The sequence below is a fragment of the Metabacillus niabensis genome, from assembly GCF_902829255.1.
Lineage (GTDB): Bacteria > Bacillota > Bacilli > Bacillales > Bacillaceae > Metabacillus > Metabacillus niabensis.
The window spans coordinates 1-26,970 of sequence record NZ_CADEPK010000142.1 but is presented as its reverse complement, the minus strand read 5'-3'; the positions used below and the strand labels follow the sequence as shown (position 1 = coordinate 26,970).

The 26,970-nt window shown below is 36.0% G+C and carries 30 protein-coding genes and 1 pseudogene; 17 read left to right on the top strand and 14 right to left on the bottom strand.

All coding sequences use genetic code 11. The annotated features are described in order from the left end of the window. Positions 1 to 606 precede the first annotated feature (606 nt). From HU235_RS11575 to HU235_RS11565, 3 genes are all read left to right on the top strand, one after another. Positions 607 to 837: a DUF3951 domain-containing protein gene (locus tag HU235_RS11575; RefSeq protein WP_095300689.1), complete on the top strand. Its 231-nt coding sequence runs from the start codon at positions 607 to 609 to the stop codon at positions 835 to 837. Positions 838 to 1,091: 254 nt separating this feature from the next. Beyond that, on the top strand, positions 1,092 to 1,676 hold the full coding sequence (locus tag HU235_RS11570) for a TetR/AcrR family transcriptional regulator (RefSeq protein ID WP_095300690.1): 585 nt from the start codon (positions 1,092 to 1,094) through the stop codon (positions 1,674 to 1,676). A 93-nt stretch (positions 1,677 to 1,769) separates the two neighbouring features. After that, positions 1,770 to 2,459, top strand: a complete 690-nt coding sequence (locus HU235_RS11565; protein WP_174880313.1) for an alpha/beta fold hydrolase — start codon at positions 1,770 to 1,772, stop codon at positions 2,457 to 2,459. Positions 2,460 to 2,654: 195 nt separating this feature from the next. On the opposite strand, the gene spoIIP is transcribed toward HU235_RS11565, so the two are convergent. Then, entirely contained in the window at positions 2,655 to 3,590 is a 936-nt protein-coding gene (gene spoIIP / locus HU235_RS11560; RefSeq protein WP_170944358.1) for a stage II sporulation protein P, read from the bottom strand. Next, a complete protein-coding gene (locus HU235_RS11555) occupies positions 3,580 to 4,122 on the bottom strand; it encodes an RNA polymerase sigma factor (RefSeq protein ID WP_095300693.1) in 543 nt (180 codons plus the stop codon). The genes spoIIP and HU235_RS11555 overlap by 11 nt, the downstream gene beginning before the upstream one ends. A 171-nt stretch (positions 4,123 to 4,293) precedes the next feature. Here HU235_RS11555 and spoIID point away from each other — a divergent pair, with 171 nt between their 5' ends. The 4 genes and pseudogenes from spoIID to HU235_RS11535 all read left to right on the top strand — a co-directional run. Continuing rightward, complete coding sequence (gene spoIID / locus HU235_RS11550; RefSeq protein ID WP_174880312.1) at positions 4,294 to 5,331, top strand: stage II sporulation protein D; 1,038 nt, start codon at positions 4,294 to 4,296, stop codon at positions 5,329 to 5,331. Between the two features lie 237 nt (positions 5,332 to 5,568). Beyond that, entirely contained in the window at positions 5,569 to 6,576 is a 1,008-nt protein-coding gene (locus HU235_RS11545; protein WP_145583784.1) for a ketoacyl-ACP synthase III, read from the top strand. A gap of 175 nt (positions 6,577 to 6,751) precedes the next feature. Further along, entirely contained in the window at positions 6,752 to 7,243 is a 492-nt protein-coding gene (locus tag HU235_RS11540) for a GNAT family N-acetyltransferase (RefSeq protein WP_174880317.1), read from the top strand. Between the two features lie 25 nt (positions 7,244 to 7,268). Then, a pseudogene (locus HU235_RS11535) lies at positions 7,269 to 7,358 on the top strand (GNAT family N-acetyltransferase); the annotation flags it as partial. A 101-nt stretch (positions 7,359 to 7,459) separates the two neighbouring features. On the opposite strand, the gene HU235_RS11530 reads toward HU235_RS11535, so the two are convergent. Continuing rightward, the gene (locus tag HU235_RS11530) at positions 7,460 to 7,666 is read right to left on the bottom strand and encodes a hypothetical protein (protein ID WP_145583782.1); all 207 of its coding nucleotides are present in this window, start codon (positions 7,664 to 7,666) and stop codon (positions 7,460 to 7,462) included. Between the two features lie 147 nt (positions 7,667 to 7,813). Between HU235_RS11530 and HU235_RS11525 the strand changes: the two genes are divergently transcribed. Further along, positions 7,814 to 8,344 carry a GNAT family N-acetyltransferase gene (locus HU235_RS11525; protein WP_174880311.1) on the top strand — a complete coding sequence of 177 codons (531 nt, stop codon included), beginning with the start codon at positions 7,814 to 7,816 and terminating at the stop codon, positions 8,342 to 8,344. A gap of 275 nt (positions 8,345 to 8,619) precedes the next feature. Next, entirely contained in the window at positions 8,620 to 9,063 is a 444-nt protein-coding gene (locus tag HU235_RS11520) for an SRPBCC family protein (RefSeq protein ID WP_174880310.1), read from the top strand. 157 nt (positions 9,064 to 9,220) lie between these two features. Here HU235_RS11520 and HU235_RS11515 read toward each other — a convergent pair whose 3' ends face one another. From HU235_RS11515 to HU235_RS11505, 3 genes are all read right to left on the bottom strand, one after another. Then, complete coding sequence (locus HU235_RS11515; protein WP_095300701.1) at positions 9,221 to 9,544, bottom strand: antibiotic biosynthesis monooxygenase; 324 nt, start codon at positions 9,542 to 9,544, stop codon at positions 9,221 to 9,223. 87 nt (positions 9,545 to 9,631) lie between these two features. After that, positions 9,632 to 9,961 (bottom strand): hypothetical protein, encoded by a 330-nt coding sequence (locus HU235_RS11510; protein WP_174880309.1) that lies wholly within the window; start codon positions 9,959 to 9,961, stop codon positions 9,632 to 9,634. Positions 9,962 to 10,089: 128 nt separating this feature from the next. After that, positions 10,090 to 11,589 (bottom strand): DHA2 family efflux MFS transporter permease subunit, encoded by a 1,500-nt coding sequence (locus HU235_RS11505; RefSeq protein WP_095300703.1) that lies wholly within the window; start codon positions 11,587 to 11,589, stop codon positions 10,090 to 10,092. A gap of 219 nt (positions 11,590 to 11,808) precedes the next feature. Between HU235_RS11505 and HU235_RS11500 the strand changes: the two genes are divergently transcribed. The 7 genes from HU235_RS11500 to srtB all read left to right on the top strand — a co-directional run bounded on the left by HU235_RS11500 (position 11,809) and on the right by srtB (position 20,723). Then, on the top strand, positions 11,809 to 12,705 hold the full coding sequence (locus HU235_RS11500; protein ID WP_145582859.1) for a TetR/AcrR family transcriptional regulator: 897 nt from the start codon (positions 11,809 to 11,811) through the stop codon (positions 12,703 to 12,705). A 369-nt stretch (positions 12,706 to 13,074) separates the two neighbouring features. Then, entirely contained in the window at positions 13,075 to 13,782 is a 708-nt protein-coding gene (gene isdC, locus HU235_RS11495; RefSeq protein WP_174880316.1) for a heme uptake protein IsdC, read from the top strand. Between the two features lie 29 nt (positions 13,783 to 13,811). Then, on the top strand, positions 13,812 to 17,168 hold the full coding sequence (locus HU235_RS11490; RefSeq protein WP_174880308.1) for an NEAT domain-containing protein: 3,357 nt from the start codon (positions 13,812 to 13,814) through the stop codon (positions 17,166 to 17,168). 102 nt (positions 17,169 to 17,270) lie between these two features. Then, entirely contained in the window at positions 17,271 to 18,149 is an 879-nt protein-coding gene (isdE, locus tag HU235_RS11485; protein ID WP_370877254.1) for a heme ABC transporter substrate-binding protein IsdE, read from the top strand. 26 nt (positions 18,150 to 18,175) lie between these two features. Further along, the gene (locus tag HU235_RS11480) at positions 18,176 to 19,162 is read left to right on the top strand and encodes a FecCD family ABC transporter permease (protein ID WP_095300709.1); all 987 of its coding nucleotides are present in this window, start codon (positions 18,176 to 18,178) and stop codon (positions 19,160 to 19,162) included. Then, positions 19,152 to 19,922, top strand: coding sequence for an ABC transporter ATP-binding protein (locus HU235_RS11475; protein WP_174880307.1), 771 nt, complete (start codon positions 19,152 to 19,154; stop codon positions 19,920 to 19,922). Before HU235_RS11480 ends, HU235_RS11475 begins: the two co-directional genes overlap by 11 nt. 30 nt (positions 19,923 to 19,952) lie before the next feature. After that, on the top strand, positions 19,953 to 20,723 hold the full coding sequence (gene srtB / locus HU235_RS11470) for a class B sortase (RefSeq protein WP_145582866.1): 771 nt from the start codon (positions 19,953 to 19,955) through the stop codon (positions 20,721 to 20,723). Between the two features lie 56 nt (positions 20,724 to 20,779). On the opposite strand, the gene isdG is transcribed toward srtB, so the two are convergent. The 6 genes from isdG to HU235_RS25520 all read right to left on the bottom strand — a co-directional run bounded on the left by isdG (position 20,780) and on the right by HU235_RS25520 (position 25,207). Beyond that, on the bottom strand, positions 20,780 to 21,124 hold the full coding sequence (gene isdG / locus HU235_RS11465; RefSeq protein WP_095300711.1) for a heme oxygenase: 345 nt from the start codon (positions 21,122 to 21,124) through the stop codon (positions 20,780 to 20,782). Between the two features lie 19 nt (positions 21,125 to 21,143). Next, positions 21,144 to 21,938 carry an ABC transporter ATP-binding protein gene (locus tag HU235_RS11460; RefSeq protein ID WP_174880306.1) on the bottom strand — a complete coding sequence of 265 codons (795 nt, stop codon included), beginning with the start codon at positions 21,936 to 21,938 and terminating at the stop codon, positions 21,144 to 21,146. Continuing rightward, a complete protein-coding gene (locus HU235_RS11455; RefSeq protein WP_174880305.1) occupies positions 21,935 to 22,936 on the bottom strand; it encodes a FecCD family ABC transporter permease in 1,002 nt (333 codons plus the stop codon). The genes HU235_RS11460 and HU235_RS11455 overlap by 4 nt, the downstream gene beginning before the upstream one ends. After that, positions 22,933 to 23,883, bottom strand: coding sequence for an ABC transporter substrate-binding protein (locus HU235_RS11450; RefSeq protein ID WP_174880304.1), 951 nt, complete (start codon positions 23,881 to 23,883; stop codon positions 22,933 to 22,935). The genes HU235_RS11455 and HU235_RS11450 overlap by 4 nt, the downstream gene beginning before the upstream one ends. Before the next feature lie 760 nt (positions 23,884 to 24,643). Further along, entirely contained in the window at positions 24,644 to 25,102 is a 459-nt protein-coding gene (locus tag HU235_RS11445) for an FAD-dependent oxidoreductase (RefSeq protein WP_370877250.1), read from the bottom strand. Positions 25,103 to 25,123: 21 nt separating this feature from the next. Continuing rightward, positions 25,124 to 25,207 (bottom strand): FAD-binding protein, encoded by an 84-nt coding sequence (locus HU235_RS25520; protein ID WP_370877255.1) that lies wholly within the window; start codon positions 25,205 to 25,207, stop codon positions 25,124 to 25,126. A 107-nt stretch (positions 25,208 to 25,314) separates the two neighbouring features. On the opposite strand from HU235_RS25520, the gene HU235_RS11440 reads away from it, so the two are divergent. Further along, positions 25,315 to 25,899 (top strand): nitroreductase family protein, encoded by a 585-nt coding sequence (locus HU235_RS11440; protein ID WP_174880303.1) that lies wholly within the window; start codon positions 25,315 to 25,317, stop codon positions 25,897 to 25,899. 83 nt (positions 25,900 to 25,982) lie between these two features. Here HU235_RS11440 and HU235_RS11435 read toward each other — a convergent pair whose 3' ends face one another. Next, a complete protein-coding gene (locus HU235_RS11435; RefSeq protein WP_174880302.1) occupies positions 25,983 to 26,540 on the bottom strand; it encodes a DUF2812 domain-containing protein in 558 nt (185 codons plus the stop codon). Position 26,541: 1 nt separating this feature from the next. After that, complete coding sequence (locus HU235_RS11430) at positions 26,542 to 26,859, bottom strand: PadR family transcriptional regulator (RefSeq protein WP_174880301.1); 318 nt, start codon at positions 26,857 to 26,859, stop codon at positions 26,542 to 26,544. Positions 26,860 to 26,970: the final 111 nt, after the last annotated feature.

The following is a 26,970-nucleotide window of genomic DNA, read 5'->3' as shown; positions in this document are numbered from 1 at the left end:
TATGTTATAATAGATTCGTTGATTGCTGTTTCGTTCCACTTTGACTATAGTACAGTAATCTGTAGTGTGGTCGTGTGTGTGTTTTTTTTTTTTTTTCAAGCAGAAGACGGCATACGAGATAGGAGTCCGTCTCGTGGGCTCGGAGATTGTATAAGAGACAGAGAGACACTTATTCGAATGGAAATTCCCTTTGGGCAGTTCGAACAGCAGCGAATTGTGCTACTTTTGGAACATATAATTGCAGAAGAAGGTGATCTAGTTGAGCTATTAGAACAATTGTATGATGACTATTGCCATGGCTATTCCTTTCTTCGATTTCTAGGGCTTACTTACATTACCGGAATTGATACATTTCCAAAGCTTAATCAAATTGATCAATGGGATAAACATGAGTTTGAGCGTAAAAGAGAAATGCTAAATAGCAGTAAAGATAAAATTATCAAAGAAGCTAAGCGGTTGTTGGCATTCTTTAAAAATGGAAAAATAAAAATAACGAATGAAAATGAGTATATCGATGCTCGAAAGGAAGAAGATAAGGTAGAACTTCATCATATCGAAAAGATGTTTCAATAGATTGTTAAAAGAGGCGAATAAAGGGGAAATAAAATGAGCCCGATTGATTTAATGGTCGTAGGTTTTCCAGCAGCTATAGTATTATTAGTTGCAATTGGATTTTACAAAGTATTTGTAAAGAAGAAAAGTGTAGAGCTTATCTATACTCCATTTGATGAAATAACAGGACAATCGGAAGTCGAGTTTCATGAGGAACGAGAAATTTTAGCTGTCGATGAGGAGCAAGGAGACAAAAAGAATAAAAAACGTAATCATGCTATTTGATTATATTTTTAGTGTATGTGCAAATGAGGTGTTTCTGTAATGAACAGGGATGCCTTTTACTTTTTATATTTATTTTTAATTGACTAAACGTTCATTCAATAATAAAATGAAATGGTAAATATTATGAATCTGATACTGTTAGGAAAAGAATTGCCTTTCCTATACATAATCGAGATTTATTTGGAGCAAATACAAGCTCAAAATTTTATTAAAATTCAAGCAGTAATATTGCATTACGGAGGATTGAACTTATCATGCCACGTACTCCCGAAGAAAATGAACGTATTCGTCAACTCTCTATAGAGAAAATTCGTATTGCAGCTATGCAATTGTTTATTAATAGAGGATATTATGCAACATCGATTAACGATATAGCAAAGCAAGCAGGTATTTCAAAAGGATTACTCTACAACTATTACAGTGGTAAGGAAGAGTTACTATCTGAAATGGTTGATGAAAGAATTAACGAAGTTGTTGAAGTAATGGAAGGAGCAAAGTCTATCGATACACCTAGCAAACAGCTTGAACATATTATTAACGGAGCGATTGATAATATTCAGCAAAATCCTGAGGTACACCGGTTCTATCTTCATTTGCAAACACAGCCTGCGGCAGATGAAGAGCTTATAAAATATAGCAAACTACTGATTGAGGAAAATGCAAGATTATTTGAATTACAATGCGAAATATTTGAAAGGAAAGGAGTTGATAATCCGAGACAACGCTCATTATATTTTTCATCTGTACTCCAAGGAATTATGTATATGATTTCCACTTATCCTCAGAAGTTTCCAATTGAAGCGTTAAAGAAGCAAATCATAAATGAGTTTTGTAACTAGGTGAGTAGGCCAAAAATGATAACTAGAATAGTAGGATTGTTTGCTTAACTAAAAAGTATATGAAGAGATCTTAAACAAAGGGGATGATCGGTGATGGAAACACGCAAAAAACAAATAGATGTGAATGGACTTACATTGCAATATCATGAAAGCGGAGAGCCTACTGCACCACCTCTTATAGCGCTTCACGCATTAGGAATGAGTGGGGAGTCTTGGGATAATGTCGCTGCTGTTTTAGGTGAGGATTACCATATTTATGCTATAGACCAACGAGGACATGGTGGAAGTGCAAGAACGAATGCTTACACATTTGAATTAATGTGTAAAGATTTGCTAGATTTTGCAAATGCTCTGAATTTGGAGCGGTTTACACTAATTGGTCATTCGATGGGAGGAACTGTCTCCTATCTTTTCGCCGAAGCATATCCATCAAGGGTAGAAAGGTTGATTGTTGTCGACACTCCCCCACCTTTTACCGGTGAGCAGTTGGAAGTTCCACCGAAACCGTCTGAGCCAGTACCATTCGATTGGCTTGTCATTCAGTCAATCATCCAGCAGCTTAATAACCCTAACCCAAAATGGTGGGAGCAGCTTCCAGACATTAGTGTACCAACTCTAATTATCGGTGGTCAGTCAAGTCATGTCCCACAAAATAAATTGCAGGAGGCTTCTGAGCTTATCCCCAATTGCAAATTAGTGACAATAGAAGATGCTGGACATTTTGTACATGATGATAATTTACCTGCATTTTTAACGGCTGTAAAAGACTTTCTCCAAGAGTGAATAACTTTTTTCAACTAAAGAATGAATTCCAGGGCATTAAACAAGTGTTTGAAAGCTTAGTCAATTATCCTGATGCATTGTGATGATGATTTTCTTTTTAGCTTGTGGAATGAAGCCTTAATATTTTTAGGATAATAGTTCAAATGGGGCTGCTTCAAAAGGAGCTTGCCTATATGAAACAGCCTCATGATTTTTTTACTCAATCTCATCTAAAACGTCTATAATGACTTCTGATAGAATTTCAACACTTCTATATTCCTCTTCCAAGGTATTTTCTGGACCACCAATTTCTATTAGAAGAGAATTATCGAATAGGTCTTGGTTATAGTTGTTTTTAGTTGCTTTTCCTCCCACTAGAACCCCTCTTGAAATCCCAGGATACTTATCTTGTAGTTTATGATGGAAAAGATCTGCTATTTTTCTATTTTCCTCATACTTACTACTTACTGCTGAAACGACAAAGGAAATTCTCGAAACATTTTTTCCATTGACTTTAATAGTCGACTCTTCACGTTTGCTGCTGTCCCTATGAATATCTAGTACTAATTTGATATCTTTGTTTTTTTCGAGAACCTCTTTAATGATTTCGCGTGATACTTTATAGGAATCTTCAAATTTTAATCCTTCATTTTTAAGTACCTTTTGAATATCTATTTTATTGTGGAGTGAATAAATCTCTTTATCTCTTAATGATTCATTTAACTTTTTGCCAACTAAAGTTATATTTTTTTTGCTGTCGCTAAAACTTTTCTTGTTACTAGCTAATGTTGTAAAAGATTCAGTATTATGTGTATGATAAATGAAAACGGTAGGATTTTTAGTTGAAATTGGCGTATTTACATGATGATCCTCAGCTACTTGAGGTGTAGTATTCTTTTGAAAGGATGCCATCACTTGACTAACCGAATCTGAAATATAAGTTATTCCTCCGAAAAAGGAAATCCAGATAACGATTGCAATAGTTGCAGCGATACTAGACCAATAAAAAGATGTATTGAAAAGCTTTTGCCTTTGATTATATTTTTTTGCTTCATTCATTAACTTCATTTTTGTTTGCTGTATAAAGTGTTCACGGGGCTTTAATTCTGGAGAGTTTCTTATTAATTCGAAAATTTCATCTTCAATTCGCATTATTAAATACCTCCTCCTCATTCCCAATATGTAAAATCTTTTTCAGTGCAATTAATCCTCGGTGGTAATCAACCTTTACCTTTGATTCAGAACAATCTAATATTTCAGCAGTTTCTTTAATGGAGTATTCATTTATTCCTCTCAGGATAATCACTGCCTTATATTTTGTCTTAAGTGCAAAAATAGCTTCATATAATTGTTTTTTATTTTCGTTGAATTGAAGAATTTCATAAGGTGTCTTTTTGCTTGAAGGGAGCTGATGAAAAAAGCTTTCTTTAAAAATAGAGAGGAACTTCCTTCTTCGCATATGGTCAATTGCGACATGTTTAGCTATCGAAAGTATCCACGTTTTTAATTTACTTCCATTATTGAAAGTAGAGAAAGACTTTATGACTCTCATAAAAACTTCCTGGGTTAAATCTTCTGCATCGTTTCTATTGCCTGTATAACAGATTAAAAATTTATACACATCCCCATAATACCGTTCATATACCTCCTCAATTATCTCAACTAATTTATTGGAGTCTGACAATGGTATCCCCCCTTATGTTTAGCTGTTCAGTTATTAATCGAATAAAAATGAAAAAAGTTACAGTTTCTCATAAAAAAAGAAGTAAAAACCTCCTATAGGTTGGAAAAATAAGGTGATATAACAAGGTGGTAGTACATAGGCTATAATAAGAAAATTCACTTGGAGGGCAAAATGATTAAAATCAGTCCATTATTATGGATCTTCTTTTCAGCTTTTATTATAGTTCTCTTAATCCCGTCAATACTAGTAATCTCGTTTTCAGAGAGTAAAGGTAATGAGGAAATAGATTTAAAAATTGATAAGAACAATGTAATGGCAAATGAAGCAGCAAATCAAGCAGTTGAGGTTTCAGTGTATAGGACAAGTTTAAAAAAAATAGAAAATGTACCGTTTGAGGAATATGTTGTAGGTGTTGTTGCATCTGAAATGCCAGCAACGTTTGAATTAGAGGCATTAAAGGCTCAAGCGCTGGCAGCAAGAACATTTTTAGTTAATAAAATGCTTGTGCCTGATAGCTCTAAAGAGGAGGTATTACTTCGTGTAAATGCTGACATCTCTGATAATCCCGAAAACTATCAAGTTTATAAAAATAAAGCTGAATTAGCCAAGCAGTGGGGAGAAAATTATCAATCAAATATCACTAAAATTCAGGAAGCGGTTCATGCAACACAAGGTCAAATCTTAACATATGAAGGGAAACTAATTGATCCTTCCTTTCATTCAACAAGCAATGGCTATACAGAAAACTCAGAGGATTATTGGGAACATAGCTATCCTTATTTACGAAGTGTTGCAAGTCCTTGGGATAAAGAATCCCCAAAATTTAATGACCAAGTGGTTATAACGATTTCAGAAGTAGAAAAGGCACTTGGGATTCAATTGAACAGACAAACAGACATGATTGGAGAGAAAAAACTTACAGAAAGCAATCGAGTAGCTACAATCAAATTAGGTGATAAAGAATTCCGAGGGAAAGATATAAGAGAAAAACTTGACCTTCCTTCAAATGATTTTGAGGTAGAACAAAGTGGTGAAAACCTAATCTTTACAACGAAAGGCTATGGTCATGGTGTTGGCATGAGCCAATATGGAGCAAATGGAATGGCAAAGGAAGGAAAGAAATACGAAGACATTGTAAAATATTATTATCAAGATGTATCAATTTCCTCTGTTGAACCTTTTGTTGATACGATCGTTGCAAAGAAATAATTTATAGATTTTATGGGTGATGATTAGTGCAATCCTTAAAGACTTTGGGACTGTGCTTTTTTTTGCGCTTTTTTAGGGCAGTAATTTTTCATTAGTAACGAATGAGAAAACAGTCTTTTTTCCATAATAGTAGGAGACTTTAAACACTGGGAAAAGGTAACCATTGGAAATTAGATATTTTATGTTATAATTAGTACCAGATACTAGTACTAACCTTTAAAAAAGTAGGTGGAGAAAATGTTTGGTGCAAGAATGACAGCAATTGGGACTTATGTGCCTGAAAAAAGGTTAACAAATTTTGATCTTGAGCAAATCGTCGAAACAAGTAATGATTGGATTATTCAAAGAACAGGAATTGAAGAGCGCAGAATTGCCGGCCCTAACGAATTTACAAGTGATTTATGTGTATTTGCCGTAGAGGATTTAATGAAACGATATAATAAAAAAGTTGATGATGTCGATATGATTATCGTGGCAACTAGCACGCCCGATTTCCCGTTTCCATCTGTTTCGAGCATCATCCAAAACAGATTAAATATACCGGGAACAGGTGCCATTGATGTAAGTGCAGCATGTGCTGGTTTTGTTTATGCATTGCATACAGCAAATAGCTATATTGCCTCAGGTCTTCATAAAAAGGTCCTTGTTCTCGGGGCAGAAACACTTTCAAAAATTACTGACTATACCGATCGAAGTACATGTGTTTTATTTGGTGATGGTGCAGGTGCTGTTTTAATTGAAAGGGATGAACGCTCAAATCGCTTCATTGGGTTTCATATGGGAAGTGATGGGAGTGGAGCGCAACACGTATATCGCACAGGCCTCGCAAAGAAGGTAAATGATATTGAATTAGTTGATACGCAATATCTTGTGCAAAATGGTAGAGAAGTTTTTCGCTGGGTTGTCCGAAACGTTCCTAATAACATTAGACATATTTTGGATAAGGCAGATATGAGCTTGGACGAAGTGGATTGGTTTATACCCCATAGCGCAAACTTACGGTTAATCGAGCCAATTTGTGAAAAATTGAATTATCCTATGGAGAAAACACTTTATAGCTTAATCAATTACGGAAACACCTCAGCTGCAACGATTCCTTTAGCGCTTGACCTTGGAATACGAGATGGGAAAGTTAAAAACGGAGACAAAGTATTAATGTATGGATTTGGTTCAGGCTTGGTTCATGCTGGGCAGCTACTTGAAATGAATTTTGATGAAATGCTTAATCCCCCAACCCCATTATGATTTCGCTATTAAAAGAGCGTTTCTGGATGAAGATTCAGAAACGCTCTTTTTACTTTTGAAAAATCAAGGAATCGCGAATATAAAAAGGAGTTTTTAGTCCGTAAACCGAATACTAATTAGAAAAATATGTTAGAAGGTGATTTTTTTGAAGCAAATATTTTTAACTAAGCCTTCGATGGAATATGAATCTGAATATCTATCTTTTTATAATGAATGGAAAGAAAGTGGCGAGTTAATGGTACCTTGGGTAATAAGTAAAGACCCAACAAATTTTCGGGAAATGATTCAATCATTAAAGGATTCCGAGGAGGGTAAAAATCTCCCGGGAAATTGGGTGCCAGACTCTACTTTTTGGTTAGTAGATAAAGGGAAAAAGGTGATTGGGGCCGATAATATTCGCCATCAATTAAATGATCGGCTATTCAACTGCGGAGGGCATATTGGATATGGAATCCGCCCTAGTGAAAGGGGAAAGGGATATGCAACTAAATTACTTTCCTTATCATTAGAAAAAGCACGGGAGCTTGGCATACAAAAGGTTCTTGTTGTTTGTGATGAAACGAATAAAGGCTCAGAAAAAGTAATCTTAAAAAACGGTGGGGTTCAAGATAAGGACTTTATTGAAGAGGATGGCAATGTAGTGAAACGGTTTTGGATACATATATAAAATAGTAAAATGGGAGTCTTATTTTATCTTATCAAAAAATGTTTATAAAAAAGCGGGTTTTGTTGAGACAAAATTACCATCATGGGGTGAACAATTAGCAAAGTTTTCTTTATAAATAGTACTCTCTTAATATAAGGGTGCGTGAATTCCAAAGGATTTTACGCATTTTTGTTGAATTAACTTTTAAGTTATTTATGTAAATATGTTCATCATAATTCACTCAATTGATTTTATTAACTTTGGTATTCTTTTGATTCCCTCAGTTCCAATCACACAGCCTATTATGGCTATGACTACATTTGAAGAGAAAGTTTCTACTCCATAGTAAATACCTGTTCCAACAACAAGATCGATAATAAAGAACTGTTTAATCGATGAGCCTTTAATTGTATAAAATAAGATTTTATTTTGGTTCCATATCATAATAGTTCACACACCTTTATCATTTTATAAAGCGTATGATGATGAAAGGTTGTCATATTCTTAAGGTTTTTGAGGGGTAAATATAGGAGAAATTCTTTCATAAAAACGAATCTCATCTTACTCTATTAAATCGATTGTGAGGATAATATGTTATTTCAAAATGGCAAATTATTAGTGCGTCTGTTAGAAGAAGAAGATCAATTCTTGTTAGCAAAATGGCTTTCTGACCCTGAAGTTCTTAAGTATTATGAAGGTAGGGACAATCCGTTTCATTTAGAAAAGGTACGTAACGTTTTTTATGATCCTGAAGATGAAACGATGAAATGCATTATTGTGTTTGACGGTAAAGAGATAGGATATATCCAATTTTATCAATTAGATGCCGAGGCAAAAGTGGAGTATGGTTATTTAAACGAAAATGTTTACGGCATAGACCAATTTATTGGGGAAGCGGCGTATTGGAATAAAGGAATTGGTACATTACTTGTAACGTCAATGGTTACGTACTTATTGGAGCATGAAAAAGCAAGCCGAGTAGTGATGGATCCTCAAGGGTGGAACAAGAGGGCGTTAAAATGCTATGAAAAATGTGGATTTAAAAAGGTGAAATTTCTCCCAAAGCATGAGCTACACGAAGGGGTTTATCAAGATTGTTGGTTGATTGAGTATATAAGATAAGGTAGAAACGTAATGGTTAAATAGCATTTGCAAGAGGAGATAATATAGAAGATAATTTAAAAGAACATCTAAAGGCGTTAGAGGAATGCAATATTCAAATAAAGGTTCGTAAAAATCAGGAAAAGCTAAATAAATTCCTTGTATCCTTCGCAGTTCTATTTGGAAGCTAATAGATGAAAGGTGGTAGCTATATTTCCATCAAGGCACAATAACAGATTTGAATTTAATTGAAAAAAATCTTTTACGACTAGTAAGAGCAAGGAGCGAGTTGAAAAATGAATACTCAAGTAATAACGAAATTCAAAATACAAAAATCTGCAATTGATGTGTTTAATGCTATAGTAGATCCGAATAAAATCGGACATTTTTGGTTTTCGTCGAGTTCTGAAAGATGGGAGCAAGGTAAGACAATCATTTTGAAATATGATGAATACGAAGCAGAAGGTGCAATCAACGTATTAGAAATCGAGGAAGGCAAAAAAATTGTATTCTCTTGGGGAGCAGAGCATGGTGAAGAAACGGTTGTTACCATTACATTAAAAGAATTGGAACAATCGACTACGATCATCGAAATAAACGAAACTGGCTTAAAAGCAGATGATCCTGAAATAGTGAACAAAATGCTTGGACAAAAAGAGGGATGGGTATATATGTTAACATGTTTAAAGGGATACTTGGAAAATGGAGCTAGTAATTTAAGAGCATCGTTAATTCACTAGTCAGCTCACTATTTACTGACAGTATAAATGGCACATGAATGTTAAGAGACTTTAGAGAAGCTAGTTTTTTATTCTATTTAGAAAAAATGATATAAAAAAGGACATACAAAATCGCTAAAAAGGTATGTCCTGATTTATTCTATTGTATGAATAAGTTTTATTTTTCTGCAGGCTTCTTAACAGCTTTTACTTCATACATCCCAACTTCTACATTAAGAATATGTTCTGGTTTTTGTTGATTGCGTTTTGCTTTATGCCCTGCGATGTGTGCATCACTCTTTTCCCATTGCTTCCAATGTTCTTCTGATTCCCAGGTTACTAGAATGATTACTTCTTCTTCTCCGCGTCTTACCTTTTTTTCTAAAATTTTAATATCAACAATTCCTTCTTGCTCTTCAATGATTCCCGGCTTGCTAAATTGATTGATAACTTTTTCAGCGCTTCCTTCACTTACAGTTATTTTTCTTAATTGAATAAACATTTTATATCCCCCGTTCAGTTTTTTTAGTTGCTTTATCCTTATTTATTCTTCAGCAGATGTGCTCTCTCTAGATTGAGCTCCTTCATTTCAAATTGAGCCGTGTTGTTTCATTTCATCCTCATGAATTTCAAACAAATGAGTGAATTCATTGATAATCGATTCAACGGCCTTTAACTCACCAACGATAATTGGGTTAATGGATTGAAGCTCTGGAGTTTCTAATTGCTGCTTTAACGTATCACGTTTGACATTAAGTCTTGCTAAAAATTCAAGTGCTCTTCCTCTGCGAAATGTTTTTGCACCACGATGATGCTCCTTCCGGTTGTGACCGCCGCCTCTTGGATGACGAAAATCTTCTCGTCGATGCTCACCTTCAAGATGATTTACGTCTCTATAAAATCTTTTACCGTCTCTCATCCAATCACTCCTTTTGTATACATTTGTATACTACATTTAAATTGTATACAAATGTATACTTCGAGTCAATAGATTGATTCGATAAACAAAAACCGAACACTTCGAAGCGTTCGGCCTTTATATTCAGTTTAAGCTTGCTCTTTTATTGGTGCTTCATTGCTATTCTGTTTTACACGCTTAATGAAAAGAGCAAGAACAAGAGCTAATGCAGCAATGAAAACGGAAACGAGGAATGAATCATTAATCCCGTTTATCATCGAATCAACCATTATTTTGTTTTTTATTTCAGCTAAAGCTTCTGCAGTTGGTTGTTCCGTTAATTTACTCATTATAGAATTTTGAATTTCCTCAGCATGTGCTTTCGTACGTGAGGTCATGACCGTTACTAGTATTGCAGAGCCAATCGCACCTGATACTTGTGACAATGTACTATTCATCGCAGTACCGTGTGGATTCAAACGTGCAGGAAGTTGGTTTAAGCCATTTGTCATTACTGGCATCATCACCATTGACATACCAAACATTCGAACCGAATACATAATAAGCAATGTTGAATAAGAAGTATCTATCGATAATTTACTGAAGAAATAGGTTGTAATAACAGTTATCGTTAAACCAACGATAGATAATACCTTTGCTCCGTATTTATCAAAAAGCTTACCTGTAATAGGAGACATAATTCCCATAATAATCGCACCAGGTAGCATTAATAACCCTGAATCTAATGGTGTGATTCCTCGCAATTGCTGCAAGTAAATCGGCATTAAAATCATCGCTGAGAACATCGCCATATTAAGGACGATTGAGATAGCAGATGATAAAGCAAACATCGGGTACTTATATACACGGAAATCAAGAAACGGCTCATCAAGCTTAAATTGACGGAAAATAAATAAGACTAATGCCAATGCTCCGATAATTAATGTTCCATATACATATGGACTATCCCAGCCTTTATCTCCGGCTGTACTGAAGCCATATAGCAATGAACCAAATCCTATACTTGAAAGAACAAGTGATAGAGCATCCATTGTTAAATGTACTTTTTCCTTCGTATCTTTCAATTTAAAGAAGGCGAATAGCAAGACAATTACTGCAAATGGAAGAATCATATAAAACAATGTTCTCCAATGATAGTGTTCAACGATCCATCCAGATAAAGTTGGACCAATTGCTGGGGCAAAAATCATGACGAGACCTAATATCCCCATCGCTCCTCCACGTTTTTCAATTGGAAAGCTGACAAGTAAAACATTCATTAATAACGGCATCATCACTGCAGATCCTGATGCCTGAACCATTCTACCGATTAATAATACGGCAAATGAATCAGCTATACTTGCAGTTGCTGTACCAATTGTAAATAAAAGCATGGCTGCGATAAATAAATGGCGAACAGAAAATTTTTGAATTAAGTAAGCTGTTGTTGGAATCAATACACCATTCACTAGCATATATCCAGTTGCCAACCATTGGATTGTTGTTGCACCAACGTTTAAATCTTCCATCATAGATGGTAATGCAACATTAAGTAGTGTCGAATTTAAAATTGAAACGAACGCACCAGCCAAAAGAATGGCAATGATACCATAAGGCGGTCGTTTTGGTGGTAAATTTGTTTTGTTCATTAATAGTTCTCCTCCTGAATAAACAAACGGTACATTTTTTTATACTATAGTTATACAATGAGTAATATTACTCCCATCTTTCGCGAAATGCAACAGATAAATCTTAACATTTTCCATGTTTGTAAACTGAAATAAAATCAGATAAGATATGTAATAGAAAAATGGGTTCATAAAACCATGAAATTTAGTCGTTATTAATTTGGAACGGTGGTGATAAAGATGAAGGATCGCAAACAACAAGTCATTATTAAAGCGCATGAGTTATTTATTGAAAAGGGATATCAGGCAACATCTATTCAAGATATTTTGGAATATAGCGGAATTTCAAAAGGGACTTTATATAATTATTTTCCTTCTAAAAGTGAACTATTCAAAGCGGTCTTTACCTATATACAAACGAAATATGAAGCGGAACGAAATCAATTACTCATTGGTGAGAATTTATCTGATATGGATATCTTTATTAAGCAGCTTGATTTATTTATGTTATCGAATAAAAAAAATAAAATATTCTCACTTGTTGAAGAAGTAATTGCCTCAAACGATCCAGAGCTTAAACAATTCATTAAAGTCACGAGGCTTCGTCATTTAGAGTGGATGTTCAAACGATTTATAGAAATTTTCGGAGAAGAGAAACGACCGGTTTTAATGGATTGTGCGATTCTTTTTTCAGGGATGCTTCAGCAAATGATTTACTATCATGCAGCAACAAAAGCTTCGCAAATTAATAGAGTAGAAATTATTCGATATTGTGTGAATCGATTAAAAAGTATAGTTGCTGAAGTTAGTGATAAAGCTGAACAATTAGTCGACCCTAATGAATTGATCATATGGTTAGGGGCCATTGATGGGAAGGAGCTTAACTTTCTCGAAAATGTTCAACAATTGATGATGGAGTTAAAGGAGAAAATATCTGAAATATCTGTTAACAATCAAGAGCATGAACGCTTTACTCAGCTATTAGGGTTTATAGAGGATGAGATTATCAGTAATCAACAGCCACGTACATATCTTATCGAGAGCACATTAAATACATTAATGATGTCAGAAAAAGTAAATGAGCTCAAGGAAATGCAAAGGCTAAAAGAATTAATCGATGATAATGTTTTTTCATAAATGAAGTGTTGAATAGAGGCTTTTCTATTCAACATTTTTTTATTTTTCGATTCGGTAATTTTAAAAAAAATTTAGAAATAGATTTTTTGAAATTCATACAATTTTTTACATGTTCTAATTGACAATCATTCTCACTATGACTTATGATTAACTCGTACTGTGATAATAAATGGTAATAGAATAGGAGGTGTGAACGATGATAGTGCTAGAATAGAGACTATTTTTTTTATACACATAAATGAGAATGATAATCAATATTGTTAAAGTGTTTTTAACTTCAGAGGGGAAAGGAGATCCTGTCTGTCTTTTTTATCAAGATTAATGAGAATGATAATCAATTCTATTTAGACGTTATGGAGGGAAAAAATGATGGTTAAGGCTTTTAACCAACGTGTATTTTTATTGCTCTTTATTGTTTGCTTGGTTGCTGTGTTTATAAATCCTAATACTTCACAAGCAGCTACAGATCTTGCCGATGGTACATACACAATCAATTACACCGTACTGCATGCGGATAATGATTCAGCATCTATGGCAAATGATTATTGGGAGAAGCCAGCCAAGATCATTGTGAAGGACGGAACGATGCAAATGCAAATGACGATTAATCATAGCTCATGGGTAACCGAATTTAAAGTTCCCGCTGGTGGTGGGTATCGTGATGTAGATGTCATTAGTACGGATAGTGGGGCTGATAAGAGAGTTGTTCAATTTCCGATTGAAGATCTTTCAAAACCACTTGCTTCTAAGATTCACGTAACAGTAAAAGATATTGATTATGATCATGATTATACAATCCGTTTTTCGTTTGATACGAACAGTATTAAACCAGTAGGTACTGTTAAACCAGCTACTAATAATTCAAGTGAAGCCCCTGTGAAAAATAATGTAGCTAAAGAGAGCAATGAATCAACAAAGACAACAGCTTCAACTGAAAATGAAACAAAAACAGAAACGGCAAATACAATTGAAAATCCAGAAACAGGTGATACAGCAATGATAAGTTTATTTATTTTCATATTTGCTCTATCGGGTGCTTACTTAGTATGGAAATTAAAGGCTACTAGTTTTAGATAATACTAGAGAAGAAAAGGAGAAATGGTTCTGTGAATAGGATAATGAAAAAAATTGTAACATTCCTTTCAGTTTTCATGATTTTATTTTCGGTGAGCTTTCAACCAATTGCTTCAGCTGCTGAGTCTAACAATCTTGCCGATGGAAAATATACGATTCATTTTAACGTATTAAAAAATGGGACAGAATCTATATCTGTTATGGATGGATATACGGAGAAGCCAGCTATGCTCATCGTAAATGGCGATGAGAAATTTGTTGAATTGACTCTTAAAAACAGTGATTGGATTCAATTGTTCCAAACGAAATATCAAGGAGAATTTCGTGATGCACAAGTCATTTCAGAAAATAAAGCAGCAAATACACGGGTTGTCCGCTTCCAAGTAGAAGATTTATCACAAAAGCTTGATGCATATACACATGTTGTCATCACAAGCATTCCCGGCTTTTCTTATGATAACTACTATACAGTGCAAATTCAATTTGATATGGCAAGTATACAAGCCATTAACCCTTCCTTAGAACAACCGAATGATGGAACAACATCAGAGGAACCAGAAACAGAGCAACCAGGTGAGGGAACAACACCAGAGGATCCAGAAACAGAGCAACCAGGTGAGGGAACAACACCAGAGGATCCAGAAACAGAGCAACCAGGTGAGGGAACAACACCAGAGGATCCAGAAACAGAGCAGCCAGGTGAGGGAACAACACCAGAGGATCCAGAAACAGAGCAGCCAGGTGAGGGAACAACACCAGAGGATCCAGAAACAGAGCAACCAAGTGAAGAACCCGCACAAGAACCTGAATTAGCTAATGGAAAATATTCTATTTCTTATGATGTATTGTATAACGGTGCTCCTGTACCAGCTAGCTGGGGATCCTATTTTACAAAGCCAGCAACATTAACTGTAGAAGATGGTAAAAAGTATATCTCATTTACATTAGGGGCTAGTCAGGTTATTCAGAAGCTGCAAACTGAGGTATCCGGAGAATTTAAGGATGTAGCAATCATTAGTGAAAATACAGAAGCTAATTCAAAGGTTGTTAAGTTTGAAATTGCAGGAGTTTCAGAAATAACGAATGCAAGGATGTTTATGTCATATGGAATGACACATGATATTCAATTAGATTTTGTTGAAAATTCGATTAAACCAATAGAGGAAGAACAACCGGAACAACCAGAACAACCAGAACAGCCTGAGGAGGAGCCAACTCCAGAAGAGCCGGAGCAGGAAACCCCAATTGAGCTTGAGGATGGCCAATATACAATTGACTTCAAGGCTTTACATGCAACAGAAGATAAAGCATCTGCTATGCAAAATTACTTAGGAACACCTGCGACTTTAACAGTTGAGGATGGAAAGACAACTCTTTTCCTGACTATTAAAGAAAAAGAAGGACAACTAATTACTGGACTTCGTTTAGAGAATAGTGGATTGCTTTTAGATGGTGAAATCGTTAGCGAGGATCAGGCTTCATTAAGCAGAGTAGAAAAATTTGTTGTAAGTGACATAAGTAAAATGATAAATGCTGAAGTTGATATGCATGTACCTGCAGCAAATTATCGTAACACACAGAAGTTTCGTTTAGCCTTCGATACAAATAGTATTCAAAAAATTGAACAACCAAATCCTGAGCCTCCAGTTGAAGAAGAGCCTAACGAATTAGAGTCTGGGGAGTATACGGTTGATTTTAATGTGTTGAAAAATGGTACGGATTCAATTTCAGTGATGGATGGATACACGGAAAAACCTGCCGTTTTATCTGTTGAGGAAGCTGGCACTTATCTTGAGCTGACACTAAAAAATAGTGATTGGATTACATTATTCCAAACAAAGCAGCAAGGGTCATTTGTTGATGCAGAAGTCGTATCAGAAAATACGAATGACAATACACGTGTCGTTCGTTTTCCAATAGAAGATGTATCGCAAAAGCTGGATGTATACACTCATGTTGTGATTCCATCCCTCCATTATGATAACTATTATACGGTTCAACTTAAGCTTGATGAAACAAGTATCACAAAGGTAGCTCCAGAACAACCGAATAACCCAAATCCTGAACCACCTGTAGAGCCAGAACAGCCTAATACGAATGAACCAGAGGTTGTAGAGGATGAAGCTGGAAATGTTTCGCTGACTGTAAAGAGTGTGGAAAATTTCCAATATGATAAAGGAAAAGCGGTTTATGAATTAGCAGGACATACAGTAAAAACCGTGCATATTAGTGATGAGATTTTATCAACATTAAACAGCAATGCAAGCCTTGTTATTTCTGGAAAAGGTGTAAAAGCTTCATTTCCAATTCGCATCCTTCAGGAAAAGCTAAATAAAGGTGAGAGCTTAACAATTGATTTTGCTAATGTTCCAAAATCAGTTGCATCTAATCATGCGGACGCTATAAGTGCAATGTATGATTTCACAGTAAAAGCAGGTAACCGAGAAATTAGCGAATTTGAAGTACCGGTAAAACTTGAGTTTAACATCAGCAAGGAGCAGGTGAACAACTGGGACAATCTCAAGGTCGTTTATATAAATGAAGCTGGTAAAAAGGCTGAGTTGATTACTCCAAGCTCTATTGATCGCAAAGCGGGTGTTGTCGCTGCAGAGGTTTCCCACTTTAGTATTTACGGCGTTTTCGAGCAAGAGGAAGCAGTGGAAACACCTACTCCACAAGATCCTAATCCTGAAGAAGGGCTTGCAGATGGAGAATATACGATTGATTTTACTGTATTAAAGAATGGTACAAAAGAAACTTCAGTTATGGATGGGTACACTGTAAAGCCTGCAAAGCTAACAGTAAAAAATAAGAAATTTTACGCAACAATTACATTAAAGAACAGTGATTGGATAAAAGTATTTCGAACGATGCAAAATGGCAAGCTCATTGATGCTGAAGTTGTAAAAGTCGATGAGACAAATGATACGCGAGATGTTCGTTTTGAAGTGACAGATTTAAATGCATTGTTAACAGCGTATACAGAGGTTTATTTTGAAGAACCAATTGTGTATGACGGCAAATATTACGTTCAATTTGCCTTTGATGCCAAGAGCATTAAGCCAGTTGGTGGAAATTTGAAAGATGAGCAGCCTAATACACCAAATCAACCAGAAGATATAGATAACGGGGGAGAAGAAGCTCCAGAAAATCCAACTAATCCGACAACTCCTTCAAACGAGCATAAGGATATTGAGGATGAGGATAAGCTTACCTTTGACCGTGGGCAAGATGATGGTGAAAAGTCAAATGAAAGCAACACATCAAAAGAAACGAATAAAGTTGCCAATACAAAGACAGCAGATACCGCAATGATCGGTTTATTCATTCTATTATTCGGAGCTTCAGCGTTTGTATTAATTAGAAAATACCGTTTAGGAACATTGTAATAAACTGCCTGATTTAGGGTCTGGCCCCATATCGCTGTTGGGGACTGACCCTGTTTATTCAGGGAAAAAGGAGTTTAAATCGTGAGAAAATATCTCTTGATGATGCTAGTAGGTATGTTCATTATCAGTGGTTGTTCTAGTTATGAAGCGAAAAGCAATGAATCTAATGGGGGAACGAATAAGGGAAGTGAGCAGCAACAAGATTCGAGAATCATTTCTACAACGGTTGCAGCTACTGAAATATTTGATGCACTTGAATTAGATTTAGTAGGAGTTCCAACGAGCTACAAGAAATTGCCGAAACGATATGAAGGTGTTCAAGAGATTGGAAATCCAATGAGCCCCGATATGGAGCTTATAAAATCACTAAAACCAACGGAAGTCTATTCTGTTACGACATTGAAGACGGATCTGGGGGAGATGTTTAAGAAAGTAAAGATTGATGCAAGCTTTTTAAATTTACAAAGCTTAGAGAGTATGCTCGATGAAATTACGAGATTAGGAGAGACGTATAATCGTGAAGAACAAGCGAAGACGATTGTTACCGACATCCGAAATCGCCTTGCAGAAATCGAAGCAGAGACTAAAGGGGAAAAAGCGCCAACCGTCTTAATTTTACTAGGTGTTCCAGGAAGTTATTTAGTAGCTACAGAGCATTCCTATATTGGTGATTTAGTAAAACGGGCTGGTGGTGTGAACATTGTCCAAGGTGAGGATGTCGAATATTTAGCTTCAAATACGGAATATCTTCAGCAAGCGAATCCAGATATTATTTTAAGAGCAGCACATGGAATGCCAGAGGAAGTAATTAAAATGTTTGATGAGGAATTTAAAACTAATGATATTTGGAAGCATTTTAACGCGGTGAAGAATGGTCGTGTTTACGATTTGGAAGAACGACTATTTGGGACAACAGGGAATTTAGCTGTAGTCGAAGCAATGGATGAGCTAATGAATATGCTATATCCAAATGGAGAATAAAATAGAGATTAATAGAGGGTTTTAATATGAAAATAAAAAGAATCGTTAGTTTTCTATGTGTCATTATATTACTAATAGGAGTTGCTGGCTTTTCTGCTGTTACAGGTAGTATTGATGTAAATATTGGTGAGCTAGTGAAAGGACTCATAACGGGTGCAAATGATGATGTTCAAGTCATTAAAGATCTACGTCTACCAAGACTTATTATTTCCCTGTTTGCCGGGGCAGCATTAGCTGTATCAGGAGTCCTTTTGCAGGCAGTCATGCGAAATCCATTAGCGGATGCAGGGATAATAGGGATATCCTCAGGTGCTGGATTTACATGGGTTCTTGGAGTATCTGTATTTCCTACATTATATTTCTGGTCACCACTTTTTGCTTTTTGCGGTGGTGCCCTAGCATGTTTGCTTGTTTATAGCTTTTCTTGGAATTCAGGCCTAAATCCAATGCGAATCATCCTCGTTGGGGTAGCGATAAATGCAATTTTTTCAGGGTTAAGTGAGACCTTTAATTATCGTGGGAGCTATACGGTTACAAGTGTCACCTCAGCAACGACATCGACCTTAACAATGAAAACATGGGGGGATGTTGAGATTATTACAATATTCGGTAGCATTGGTCTTATCTTAGCCTTTCTCCTATTTTCCTCTTGTAATCTACTAGCACTTCAAGATAAAACCGTGAGAAATCTAGGAGGATCCGTCATTCGCTCACGATTATTTATATCAAGTGTTGCTGTGCTATTAGCAGCTATTGCAACAGCCATTGCTGGGATGATTGCTTTTATTGGCCTATTAATTCCACATATCTCGAGGCAGTTAGTTGGTACAGACCATAAAGTGTTAATCCCTTTTTCAGCTTTAGCCGGTGCATTACTCCTACTTGTCGCAGATACTGTTGGAAGAACCATTATAGCTCCGAATGAGATCCCTGCCTCCATCATTATGTCGATTATTGGTGGACCGTTTTTAATTTTTTTACTTAGAAGGAGGGATTTGACGAATGGAAATTAACGAGCTCACCTTCTCCTATGATAAAAAAAGCAATCAGCTACAAGATGTAACCGCAAAAATTAAAAAAGGAAAAGTGACGACAATTATCGGACCTAATGGTTCAGGGAAATCAACCTTATTAGGAGTGATGTCCCGGAATTTGCTGCCATCAGAAGGTCAAGTTATCATCGACGGGAAAGCTGTACATGAATATTCTGCAAAGGAGCTTGCGCGGAAACTTGCGGTTGTCCACCAGCAAAATGATGCTCCACATGATCTAACAGTTGAAAAGCTCATTAGCTATGGAAGAATTCCATATAAGCGACTATTAAAGCAAGATAAGCAGGAAGATCAGGAGGCAATCGAGTTTGCCATTGAATGTACAAATTTACAAGCAAAACGTCATGCTACTCTAAAGGAGCTTTCTGGAGGTGAGCGACAACGTGTTTGGATTGCCATGGCGATCGCCCAAAAAACCCCAATAATCTTCTTAGATGAGCCGACAACTTATCTAGATATTTTTCATCAATTTGAGGTTCTTCAGCTTATCAAACGTCTAAATGAGGAGTATAAAGTGACAATTGTGATGGTTTTACATGATATTAACCAAGCGATTCGCTATAGTGATTACTTACTAGTGATGAAAAATGGTGAGCTAATGATGGAAGGAACACCAGAAAATGTCGTTACGAAGGATGGGTTAAAAGGGATATATGGTGTCGATTGTGTCGTGAAAGAGGATGATCAAACTGGTCTATACATCGTTCCGATCGGCATTTAGCTTAAATGGGGTGTTTTAGTGACTATCAATATGAAATTGAAGCGGAAAAAATCAAAGACTAGTAGCCTTCAACGTGTCATAACAATTATCTTTCTTGGATTGTTTGTTTTTTCAGGATATAAATTATTGAGTATCTTTTATGATTATTATGAAAATCGCAAAGTACTAGCTGAAATTCAAGAAGTGTATGTCCCAACAAAAGAAACCGAGGAATCTCGAGATGATGGAGAAATTCGTTCACAATTTCAAGATCTATTACATATAAATTCCGATATTGTCGGTTGGATCACAATTGATGATACAAGCATTCATTATCCAATTCTCCAATCATCAAACAATATGGATTATTTACAAAAAAATTATAAAAGGGAAGAAACAAGAGCAGGCAGTATTTTTATGGACTACCGTAATTCGATTCAAGAAGTAGAAAGGCATACGATCCTATACGGACATCGAATGAAGGATGGTTCGATGTTTGGTCAGCTTGATAAATTTTTAAATCAAGAATTTGTGAATGAGCATCATCAGTTTTACTTTGATACCCTTTATAAAGGATATGATGTTGAAGTATTTTCAGCGTATGTCACGACAACGGATTTTTACTATATTGAGACGGATTTTTTTAGTGATACGGACTATTTGCAGTTTTTAGAGACGATTAAACAGCAATCAGTTGTGAAAACAAATACAAAGCTAAATGCTAATGACCAAATCATTACATTATCGACATGTGATTATGGGCTTGATCGCCATAAGGGAAGATTGGTTGTTCATGGGAAATTGGTAAAACGTTCATCATAAACCAAAGAGGGTGTCTATCTAGAGTCACCCTCTTTGTCATGTTGGTTATTATCTAGCTATGCTTGTGCCTGGAATGGATTTTCCGCTTCATCAACAATCGGTTCTCTTACAACCTTAACATCATAATAAGAAATTTTGTTTTCAATGATATATTCAGGAACTTCTCGCTTCGAGTGTGATTCTCTAAAGGCATCACTTTTTGTCCATTGTTTAAAATGGTCCTTCGTTTCCCAGCGTGTGACAACCGTTACTTCATCAAAGTCACGAGTGTTTTGTGTTAATAACACCTCTAAGCCAAGAAAGCCTTCCATCCGTTCTACTTTGCCTACTTTGTTAAATCGCGCAATTAACTTTTCTCCATTTCCCTTTGTGATTTTTGATTGATTCGTTACGATAATCATTCTTATTCCTCCTTAAAATTTATATACTTAATGCTGATAGATTTCGTTGTCTTGGAATGATAAGCGGGTAATTTCCTTCATATTTGACCAAAGCATCAATGTCATATACGTCCTTTAAAAACTGTGGTGTTAACAATTCCTTAGGACTTCCAAATGCAGCTATCTTCCCTTGCTTCATTGCAATTAAAAAATCACTATAGGCTGCTGCTTGTTGTAGCTCATGAAGGACCATAACGATTGTAAATTGATAAGTTTCATTGATTTCCTTCAGCATCTCCATGACATCAAGCTGATGAGCGATATCAAGAAATGTAGTTGGTTCGTCTAACAGAATAATTGATGTGTTTTGTGCAAGTGTCAGCGCAATTCGAACCTTCTGCTGCTCACCACCGGAAAGAGTTGTATACATACGATCAGCAAACTTTTTTGTACCGGTTACCTCCATTGCCCAATTAATGAAAGCCTCATCGTTAGCAGTTAATCGAGCTTCAAAGATTTTTTTATAAGGTGCACGACCGTAAGAAACCAATTCACGGACTGTTAAATTAGGCAAGGAATTTTTTGATTGTGGCAGCATTGATACTATTTGAGCGAACTCTTTTGCTTTATATTGCTTAGCTGATCTTCCTTCAACACGTACATCTCCTGTATCATGTGTGAGCAATCGAGAAATGACCTTTAGTAAAGTTGACTTACCTGAGCCATTTGGTCCGATAATCGCTGTTATTTTTTCTTTTGGAATCTTGATATCAATATGTTGAAGGTGAAAATGACCAATTTGTAAGGTAAGGTTGTCAGTTTCAATTACAGTCATCTTTCTATCATTCTCCGTTTCTTTAATAATAGTAAAAAGAACGGTGCACCTATACAGGCTAATAAAACTCCAACTGGCAGCTCGATTGGGTCAAATAGCGAGCGAGCAATTGTATCAGCGAAAACGACTAATAGGGCTCCGCCAACTGCAGACAGTGGTAAGAGAATTCGATAATCTTCTCCAAAAATAAGCCTGATAACATGTGGAACTACGAGACCAACGAAGCCGATTAATCCAGCAACACTTACTGCAGTTCCAGCTAAAAATGCAGCAAGCAGAATAATGAAAAATCGCTGTAATTCAACCTTTTGACCTAATAGCTTTGCAGAATCATCACCTAACAACAACAGATTCGCTGGTCTAATAGCAAAAAATGATAGACATAAGCCAACAACAGCATATGGGATCATAAAGGAAAGATGATGCCAGCTCCGACCGTTTAATCCACCTGCTAGCCAAGGTAGAACTGCTTGAACTCTGTCACTATAAATAACCATTAATCCATTTTGTACAGCACCGAGCAATGCGTTTATTGCAACACCTGCTAAGATAATTTTTAATGGAGATGCACCATTGTCCCAAGCAAGGATGTAAACGACTAAAGCGGCAATAAATGCCCCGATAAAGGCAGATACAGGTAATAAATAGCTCAATTGTGGGAATAAAATCATAGTGATACTTGCTGTTAAGCCACCACCAGCGGTTACCCCGATGATTCCAGGGTCAGCGAGGGAATTTTTCATAACACCCTGTAGAAGGGCTCCTGAAACAGCAAGACATGCACCAACGAATAAACCGATTAGAACACGAGGAAGACGTAATTGATAAATAATCGTCTCATCTAGCTGACTCGCTTCGCTGAAAAATACCTCGAGAATATCTTTGATGGAAATTGATACAGAGCCATAGCTTATACCAAATAACGCAACAAAAAGTAATAAGAAGGGAGAGAGAATAAATCCCCATCTTCGTCTTCTTGTTCTAACTTCAATGTTCATGATGCCTCATTTGGAGAATCAAGAATTTTTACAAGATATTCTACTGCATCGACAACTCGCGTTCCCGGATTTGTGCCAAACAAATCGGCAGGTAAAATATCAACATTCCCGGCTTTTACTGCATCTAAATTATTCCATGCTGCATTTTGCTCCATTTCCTTCATAAAGCCTTCTTTGACTTCTTCAGGATTCCCATGACTCATAAGCAAAATATATTCCGGGTTTGCCTCGATAATTCTCTCAACATTCAGTTGTGCGTACTGTGGATAGGTTTCTAAGCTTGGAAAATCACTCGCAATATTTTCTCCACCAGCTATCTCTAAGATATTGCCGCTTAAAGAGTTAGGTAAGGCGGCCATATATGTACCAGGTGCGCCATATACGAGTAAGACTCGTTTAGTATCTTCTGTTTTTAAGGTCTGTAGTTTATCCTCCATTTGTGTAATAAGCTCCTTAGCTTTTTCCTGTTTTTGGAGCATCTCACCAAATAGTGTGATTTGTGATTTTATATCATCAACAGCTTGAGCTTCAGTTAAGACCATTTGTGCGCCAAGTTCTTGAATTGTCTGTACATCCTTTGCATTCATTTGGGCATTTCCTAACACAACATCTGGACGAACTGAGGTGATTTTTTCTAAATCAAGCTCATGAGTTGTTCCAATTTGTTCAACAGCTTCTGCTTCTGCAATAATTGGTTTGCCTGAGGTTGTTGGGCGTCCAACAAGCTTTCCGCCAAGCGCATAAATAATGTCCATTTCTCCATTACTAAGAGCAACAACATGTTCAGGAACTGTATTAAATGTAATTTTCTGACCTGTGAAATCGGTAATAGAATACTGCTTTGAGTTGTCAGTACTTGAATGGATGTTTTCCGGTGTGCTTGCAGCCTGGCCGCATCCACTAAGGACGAATAACAGCAAAAAAGACAATAGTAGCGTTTGCTTCATTAACAGACATTACCTCCTTTACGATTTAATTAAGAATGAGAATCAATATCAATATAAATGATAATGATTTTCAATGGAGGTGTCAATCATGAATTTTTGAAAAATTTAGAAGATGTAATTAATACACATTGTTATCAATATGACATGGTGATGTTTGGAGAATAGGTAAATGATATTGGGAGCACTGCACGAGGAAATTAACCAAAACGATGACTACCGAAAACGCAAAAAGAAAAACGCAGGGAAACCACTGCGTTTTCTCATGTGACTAAATTGGCAGGAATACCTTGTTTTTCTTTACAAGTTTTTCATGAACTTTTCGTCATGAGTAATATTATCGATGAAATTACCGGGAATTTCGTTTCTTTCCACAACGAACACATTTGTCTGTATAAAAGCTGTACTTATGATTTCTAAAAAATAAATTACAAAAAATGGATTTGAACTTCAAATGAATCGTCTCCTTTGAAAATAATCCGGTAATCGAGCCAGTATAGTTACTTAAATATGACTTTTTGCCTACTATGTTCGCTATAGTTGATATGAAATACGTGTATTTTATTAAGAACGACACGTTAGTTATATAATACTGTAGGGAATATGGATTGTTAAGTAAAAAATTTGTAAATTTGTAAAATGATTGTGAGAGACCTGAGGAAGATTCACGGGATTTGAGGAAATAGACTTAGGAAATGAATAGGAGATTATTCATTGTGAACCTTCCTGATTTGATTAAAGTAGTATTTTTAAGTTTTCCTAGTTACTTCAGAACATCATGGTCAACATATCGTTCACCATTAAGCTCACTTATAAGATTAATAGCCACTTTTGCACCGTCGCCGGCAGTGATAATCGTATGTACACTAACACCGGCACAAGTTCCGGCAGCCCAGATTCCTGCAACATTCGTATTGCCCGCTTGGTCAACCTTGAAAATCTTTTTAATACGTGGTTCTGTTCCTGCAATTGTTGCAACACCAAGCTTTTCACCAAGCTCAACTAATACGCCTGTTGCTAATATAATGTGCTTGGCTTGGAAGCTTTTCTCATCTGAAGTTGTTAGTTCAAAGCTATCGTCTTTCTTTGAAATGTTGACAACAGAATCTTGGATTACCTCTGCACCTTGTTTTTTTGCTTGATTTAATCCTGTTTCAATTAAGTCAGGTCCACTGATTTCAGGGACTCCATAATGATTCTCAATCCAGGCACGTTTTGTCATCCTTTTATCATTGTCAATTAATCATGTTTTCTTCCCAGCCTTAGCTGTAAAGAGAGCTGCGCTTGCTCCAGCGGGACCAGCACCGATAACTATGACTTCATACATTTGCAAACACCCCTTAAACATGATTTAGTATACAATATAAGTATATATGTGAATTTTCGTAATTTACAGTTATTTGCTTTGCAAAAAAGTAAAAGGAGTGTATGACAATGGATATTTTTACTGCTATTAAAGAAAGAAGAAGTGTCGGTGTTGTTAAATCGGATCCTGTGCCGACTGAATTACTTGAGAAAATACTTGAGGCTGGAACTTGGGCACCTGCTCACCATCGAACAGAGCCATGGAGATTTTTTGTTTTAACAGGTGATGCGAGAAAAAGTCTTGGTAAAGCTCTTGCTAAATACACTGAGAAAACATTAGAAGACCCATCAAGTGAGGAAAGTGTAAGCAGATTAGAAAAAATCTCGCAAAAGGCATTAAGAGCACCAGTTATTATTGCAGCAGCAGTTGAGCCAAGCGATGATAAAAAGGTCATTTTGAAAGAAGAATACGCTGCTGTTAATGCTGCGATACAAAATATGCTTCTTGCTGCACACGCATTAGGCCTTGGAGCTGTTTGGCGAACGGGTCATGTTTGTTATTCTGAAGAAGTAAAGGAGCTATTCAAGCTTTCAGAGCAATCGGAAATGCTTGGCTTTATTTATCTAGGCTATCCGGAAGAGAAGAAATTAACAGGGAAACGTAAGCACTTTTCTGAAGTTACGAAATGGGTAGCGAAGGAAGAAGATTTTTAATTGTAAATGATGATACTAGAAAAATATTAGTAGAGGCTATCTAGTTAAACCTACCTAAGATAGCCTCTTTGAACTCTAATAGACTACTCTAGTATTTTATACATTTTTCGATGTTTATAGTAATCTATCACATGTTTTCCACAATAGGCCAATGATAAGAGTGAGACTCCCATAAAGGAGCTTCTTTCAAACGTAATATAAAGAACAAATAGAATGGCAGAAGCAATGATTGACAGACAAATAAAGAGCAAATTATCCTTCATTTTTCGCTTTTCTCGTTCACGATATGATTCGATATCAGAGAATATCATTCCATGTGACTGTGGGTCATCTGTATAAAAAATATGCTTTGACATCCAATGATTTGATAATGATGTCCATCCTGCATCCTCAAAGATTTCACAAAACTCAAGATAATCCTTTTTCCTATTAAATGAACGAAAATCTATTTTATAAATTCGGTTTTTTTGCTCCTCATTATGGATAGGTTCAAATCGATAAGTATATTCAGAAACATCATCCTCTGAGTTATAAGTTTTAAGTATCCAGCCTTCAAGAAGCATTTGTTGTAACCAATGCTCCTCTTCTGTAAAGCTACTGAACTTTTTACTGATCTTTTTAATAGAATTTGGTGTTAACATATCATTTTTTCCCTTCAGCTAGAATTTGATTTGAAAAGTCAACCATTGTTTTATATCTGTTAAATTCATTGAGTAAGGCATCTTTTCCTATATCTGTTAGGAGGTATGTCTTTTTTTTACGGCTATCTTTTTCTTCACTTAACGTTTCTATGTATTGTTGCTTTACTAAATTAGTTAAAATTCCATATAAAGTTCCGGGCGCAATAATGAAAGTACCCCCGCTAATATGGTCAATCATTTTAATAATCCCATAGCCGTGCAATGGCTCTTGATAGAGAGCAAGTAAGACTAAATAAGTGGATTCAGATAAAGGCTTCATTATTCTCTCCTCCTTAAATATATCGACACTCGATATATCGACAGACATACTATATAACAAAAATATTTTACTGTCAATAAATCCCTATAATTGATTGAGTTAGAAATATAG

Bases quoted from the DNA above. Each gene is read 5' to 3' on its own strand.
- HU235_RS11575 (WP_095300689.1), top strand. From the start codon at position 607: ATGAGCCCGATTGATTTAATGGTCGTAGGTTTTCCAGCAGCTATAGTA.
- HU235_RS11570 (WP_095300690.1), top strand. From the start codon at position 1,092: ATGCCACGTACTCCCGAAGAAAATGAACGTATTCGTCAACTCTCTATA.
- HU235_RS11565 (WP_174880313.1), top strand. From the start codon at position 1,770: ATGGAAACACGCAAAAAACAAATAGATGTGAATGGACTTACATTGCAA.
- spoIIP (WP_170944358.1), bottom strand. From the start codon at position 3,590: ATGCGAATTGAAGATGAAATTTTCGAATTAATAAGAAACTCTCCAGAA.
- spoIID (WP_174880312.1), top strand. From the start codon at position 4,294: ATGATTAAAATCAGTCCATTATTATGGATCTTCTTTTCAGCTTTTATT.
- HU235_RS11545 (WP_145583784.1), top strand. From the start codon at position 5,569: ATGTTTGGTGCAAGAATGACAGCAATTGGGACTTATGTGCCTGAAAAA.
- HU235_RS11540 (WP_174880317.1), top strand. From the start codon at position 6,752: ATGGAATATGAATCTGAATATCTATCTTTTTATAATGAATGGAAAGAA.
- HU235_RS11530 (WP_145583782.1), bottom strand. From the start codon at position 7,666: ATGATATGGAACCAAAATAAAATCTTATTTTATACAATTAAAGGCTCA.
- HU235_RS11525 (WP_174880311.1), top strand. From the start codon at position 7,814: ATGTTATTTCAAAATGGCAAATTATTAGTGCGTCTGTTAGAAGAAGAA.
- HU235_RS11520 (WP_174880310.1), top strand. From the start codon at position 8,620: ATGAATACTCAAGTAATAACGAAATTCAAAATACAAAAATCTGCAATT.
- HU235_RS11515 (WP_095300701.1), bottom strand. From the start codon at position 9,544: ATGTTTATTCAATTAAGAAAAATAACTGTAAGTGAAGGAAGCGCTGAA.
- HU235_RS11510 (WP_174880309.1), bottom strand. From the start codon at position 9,961: ATGAGAGACGGTAAAAGATTTTATAGAGACGTAAATCATCTTGAAGGT.
- HU235_RS11505 (WP_095300703.1), bottom strand. From the start codon at position 11,589: ATGAACAAAACAAATTTACCACCAAAACGACCGCCTTATGGTATCATT.
- HU235_RS11500 (WP_145582859.1), top strand. From the start codon at position 11,809: ATGAAGGATCGCAAACAACAAGTCATTATTAAAGCGCATGAGTTATTT.
- isdC (WP_174880316.1), top strand. From the start codon at position 13,075: ATGGTTAAGGCTTTTAACCAACGTGTATTTTTATTGCTCTTTATTGTT.
- isdE (WP_370877254.1), top strand. From the start codon at position 17,271: ATGCTAGTAGGTATGTTCATTATCAGTGGTTGTTCTAGTTATGAAGCG.
- HU235_RS11480 (WP_095300709.1), top strand. From the start codon at position 18,176: ATGAAAATAAAAAGAATCGTTAGTTTTCTATGTGTCATTATATTACTA.
- HU235_RS11475 (WP_174880307.1), top strand. From the start codon at position 19,152: ATGGAAATTAACGAGCTCACCTTCTCCTATGATAAAAAAAGCAATCAG.
- srtB (WP_145582866.1), top strand. From the start codon at position 19,953: ATGAAATTGAAGCGGAAAAAATCAAAGACTAGTAGCCTTCAACGTGTC.
- isdG (WP_095300711.1), bottom strand. From the start codon at position 21,124: ATGATTATCGTAACGAATCAATCAAAAATCACAAAGGGAAATGGAGAA.
- HU235_RS11460 (WP_174880306.1), bottom strand. From the start codon at position 21,938: ATGACTGTAATTGAAACTGACAACCTTACCTTACAAATTGGTCATTTT.
- HU235_RS11455 (WP_174880305.1), bottom strand. From the start codon at position 22,936: ATGAACATTGAAGTTAGAACAAGAAGACGAAGATGGGGATTTATTCTC.
- HU235_RS11450 (WP_174880304.1), bottom strand. From the start codon at position 23,883: ATGAAGCAAACGCTACTATTGTCTTTTTTGCTGTTATTCGTCCTTAGT.
- HU235_RS11445 (WP_370877250.1), bottom strand. From the start codon at position 25,102: ATGACAAAACGTGCCTGGATTGAGAATCATTATGGAGTCCCTGAAATC.
- HU235_RS25520 (WP_370877255.1), bottom strand. From the start codon at position 25,207: ATGTATGAAGTCATAGTTATCGGTGCTGGTCCCGCTGGAGCAAGCGCA.
- HU235_RS11440 (WP_174880303.1), top strand. From the start codon at position 25,315: ATGGATATTTTTACTGCTATTAAAGAAAGAAGAAGTGTCGGTGTTGTT.
- HU235_RS11435 (WP_174880302.1), bottom strand. From the start codon at position 26,540: ATGTTAACACCAAATTCTATTAAAAAGATCAGTAAAAAGTTCAGTAGC.
- HU235_RS11430 (WP_174880301.1), bottom strand. From the start codon at position 26,859: ATGAAGCCTTTATCTGAATCCACTTATTTAGTCTTACTTGCTCTCTAT.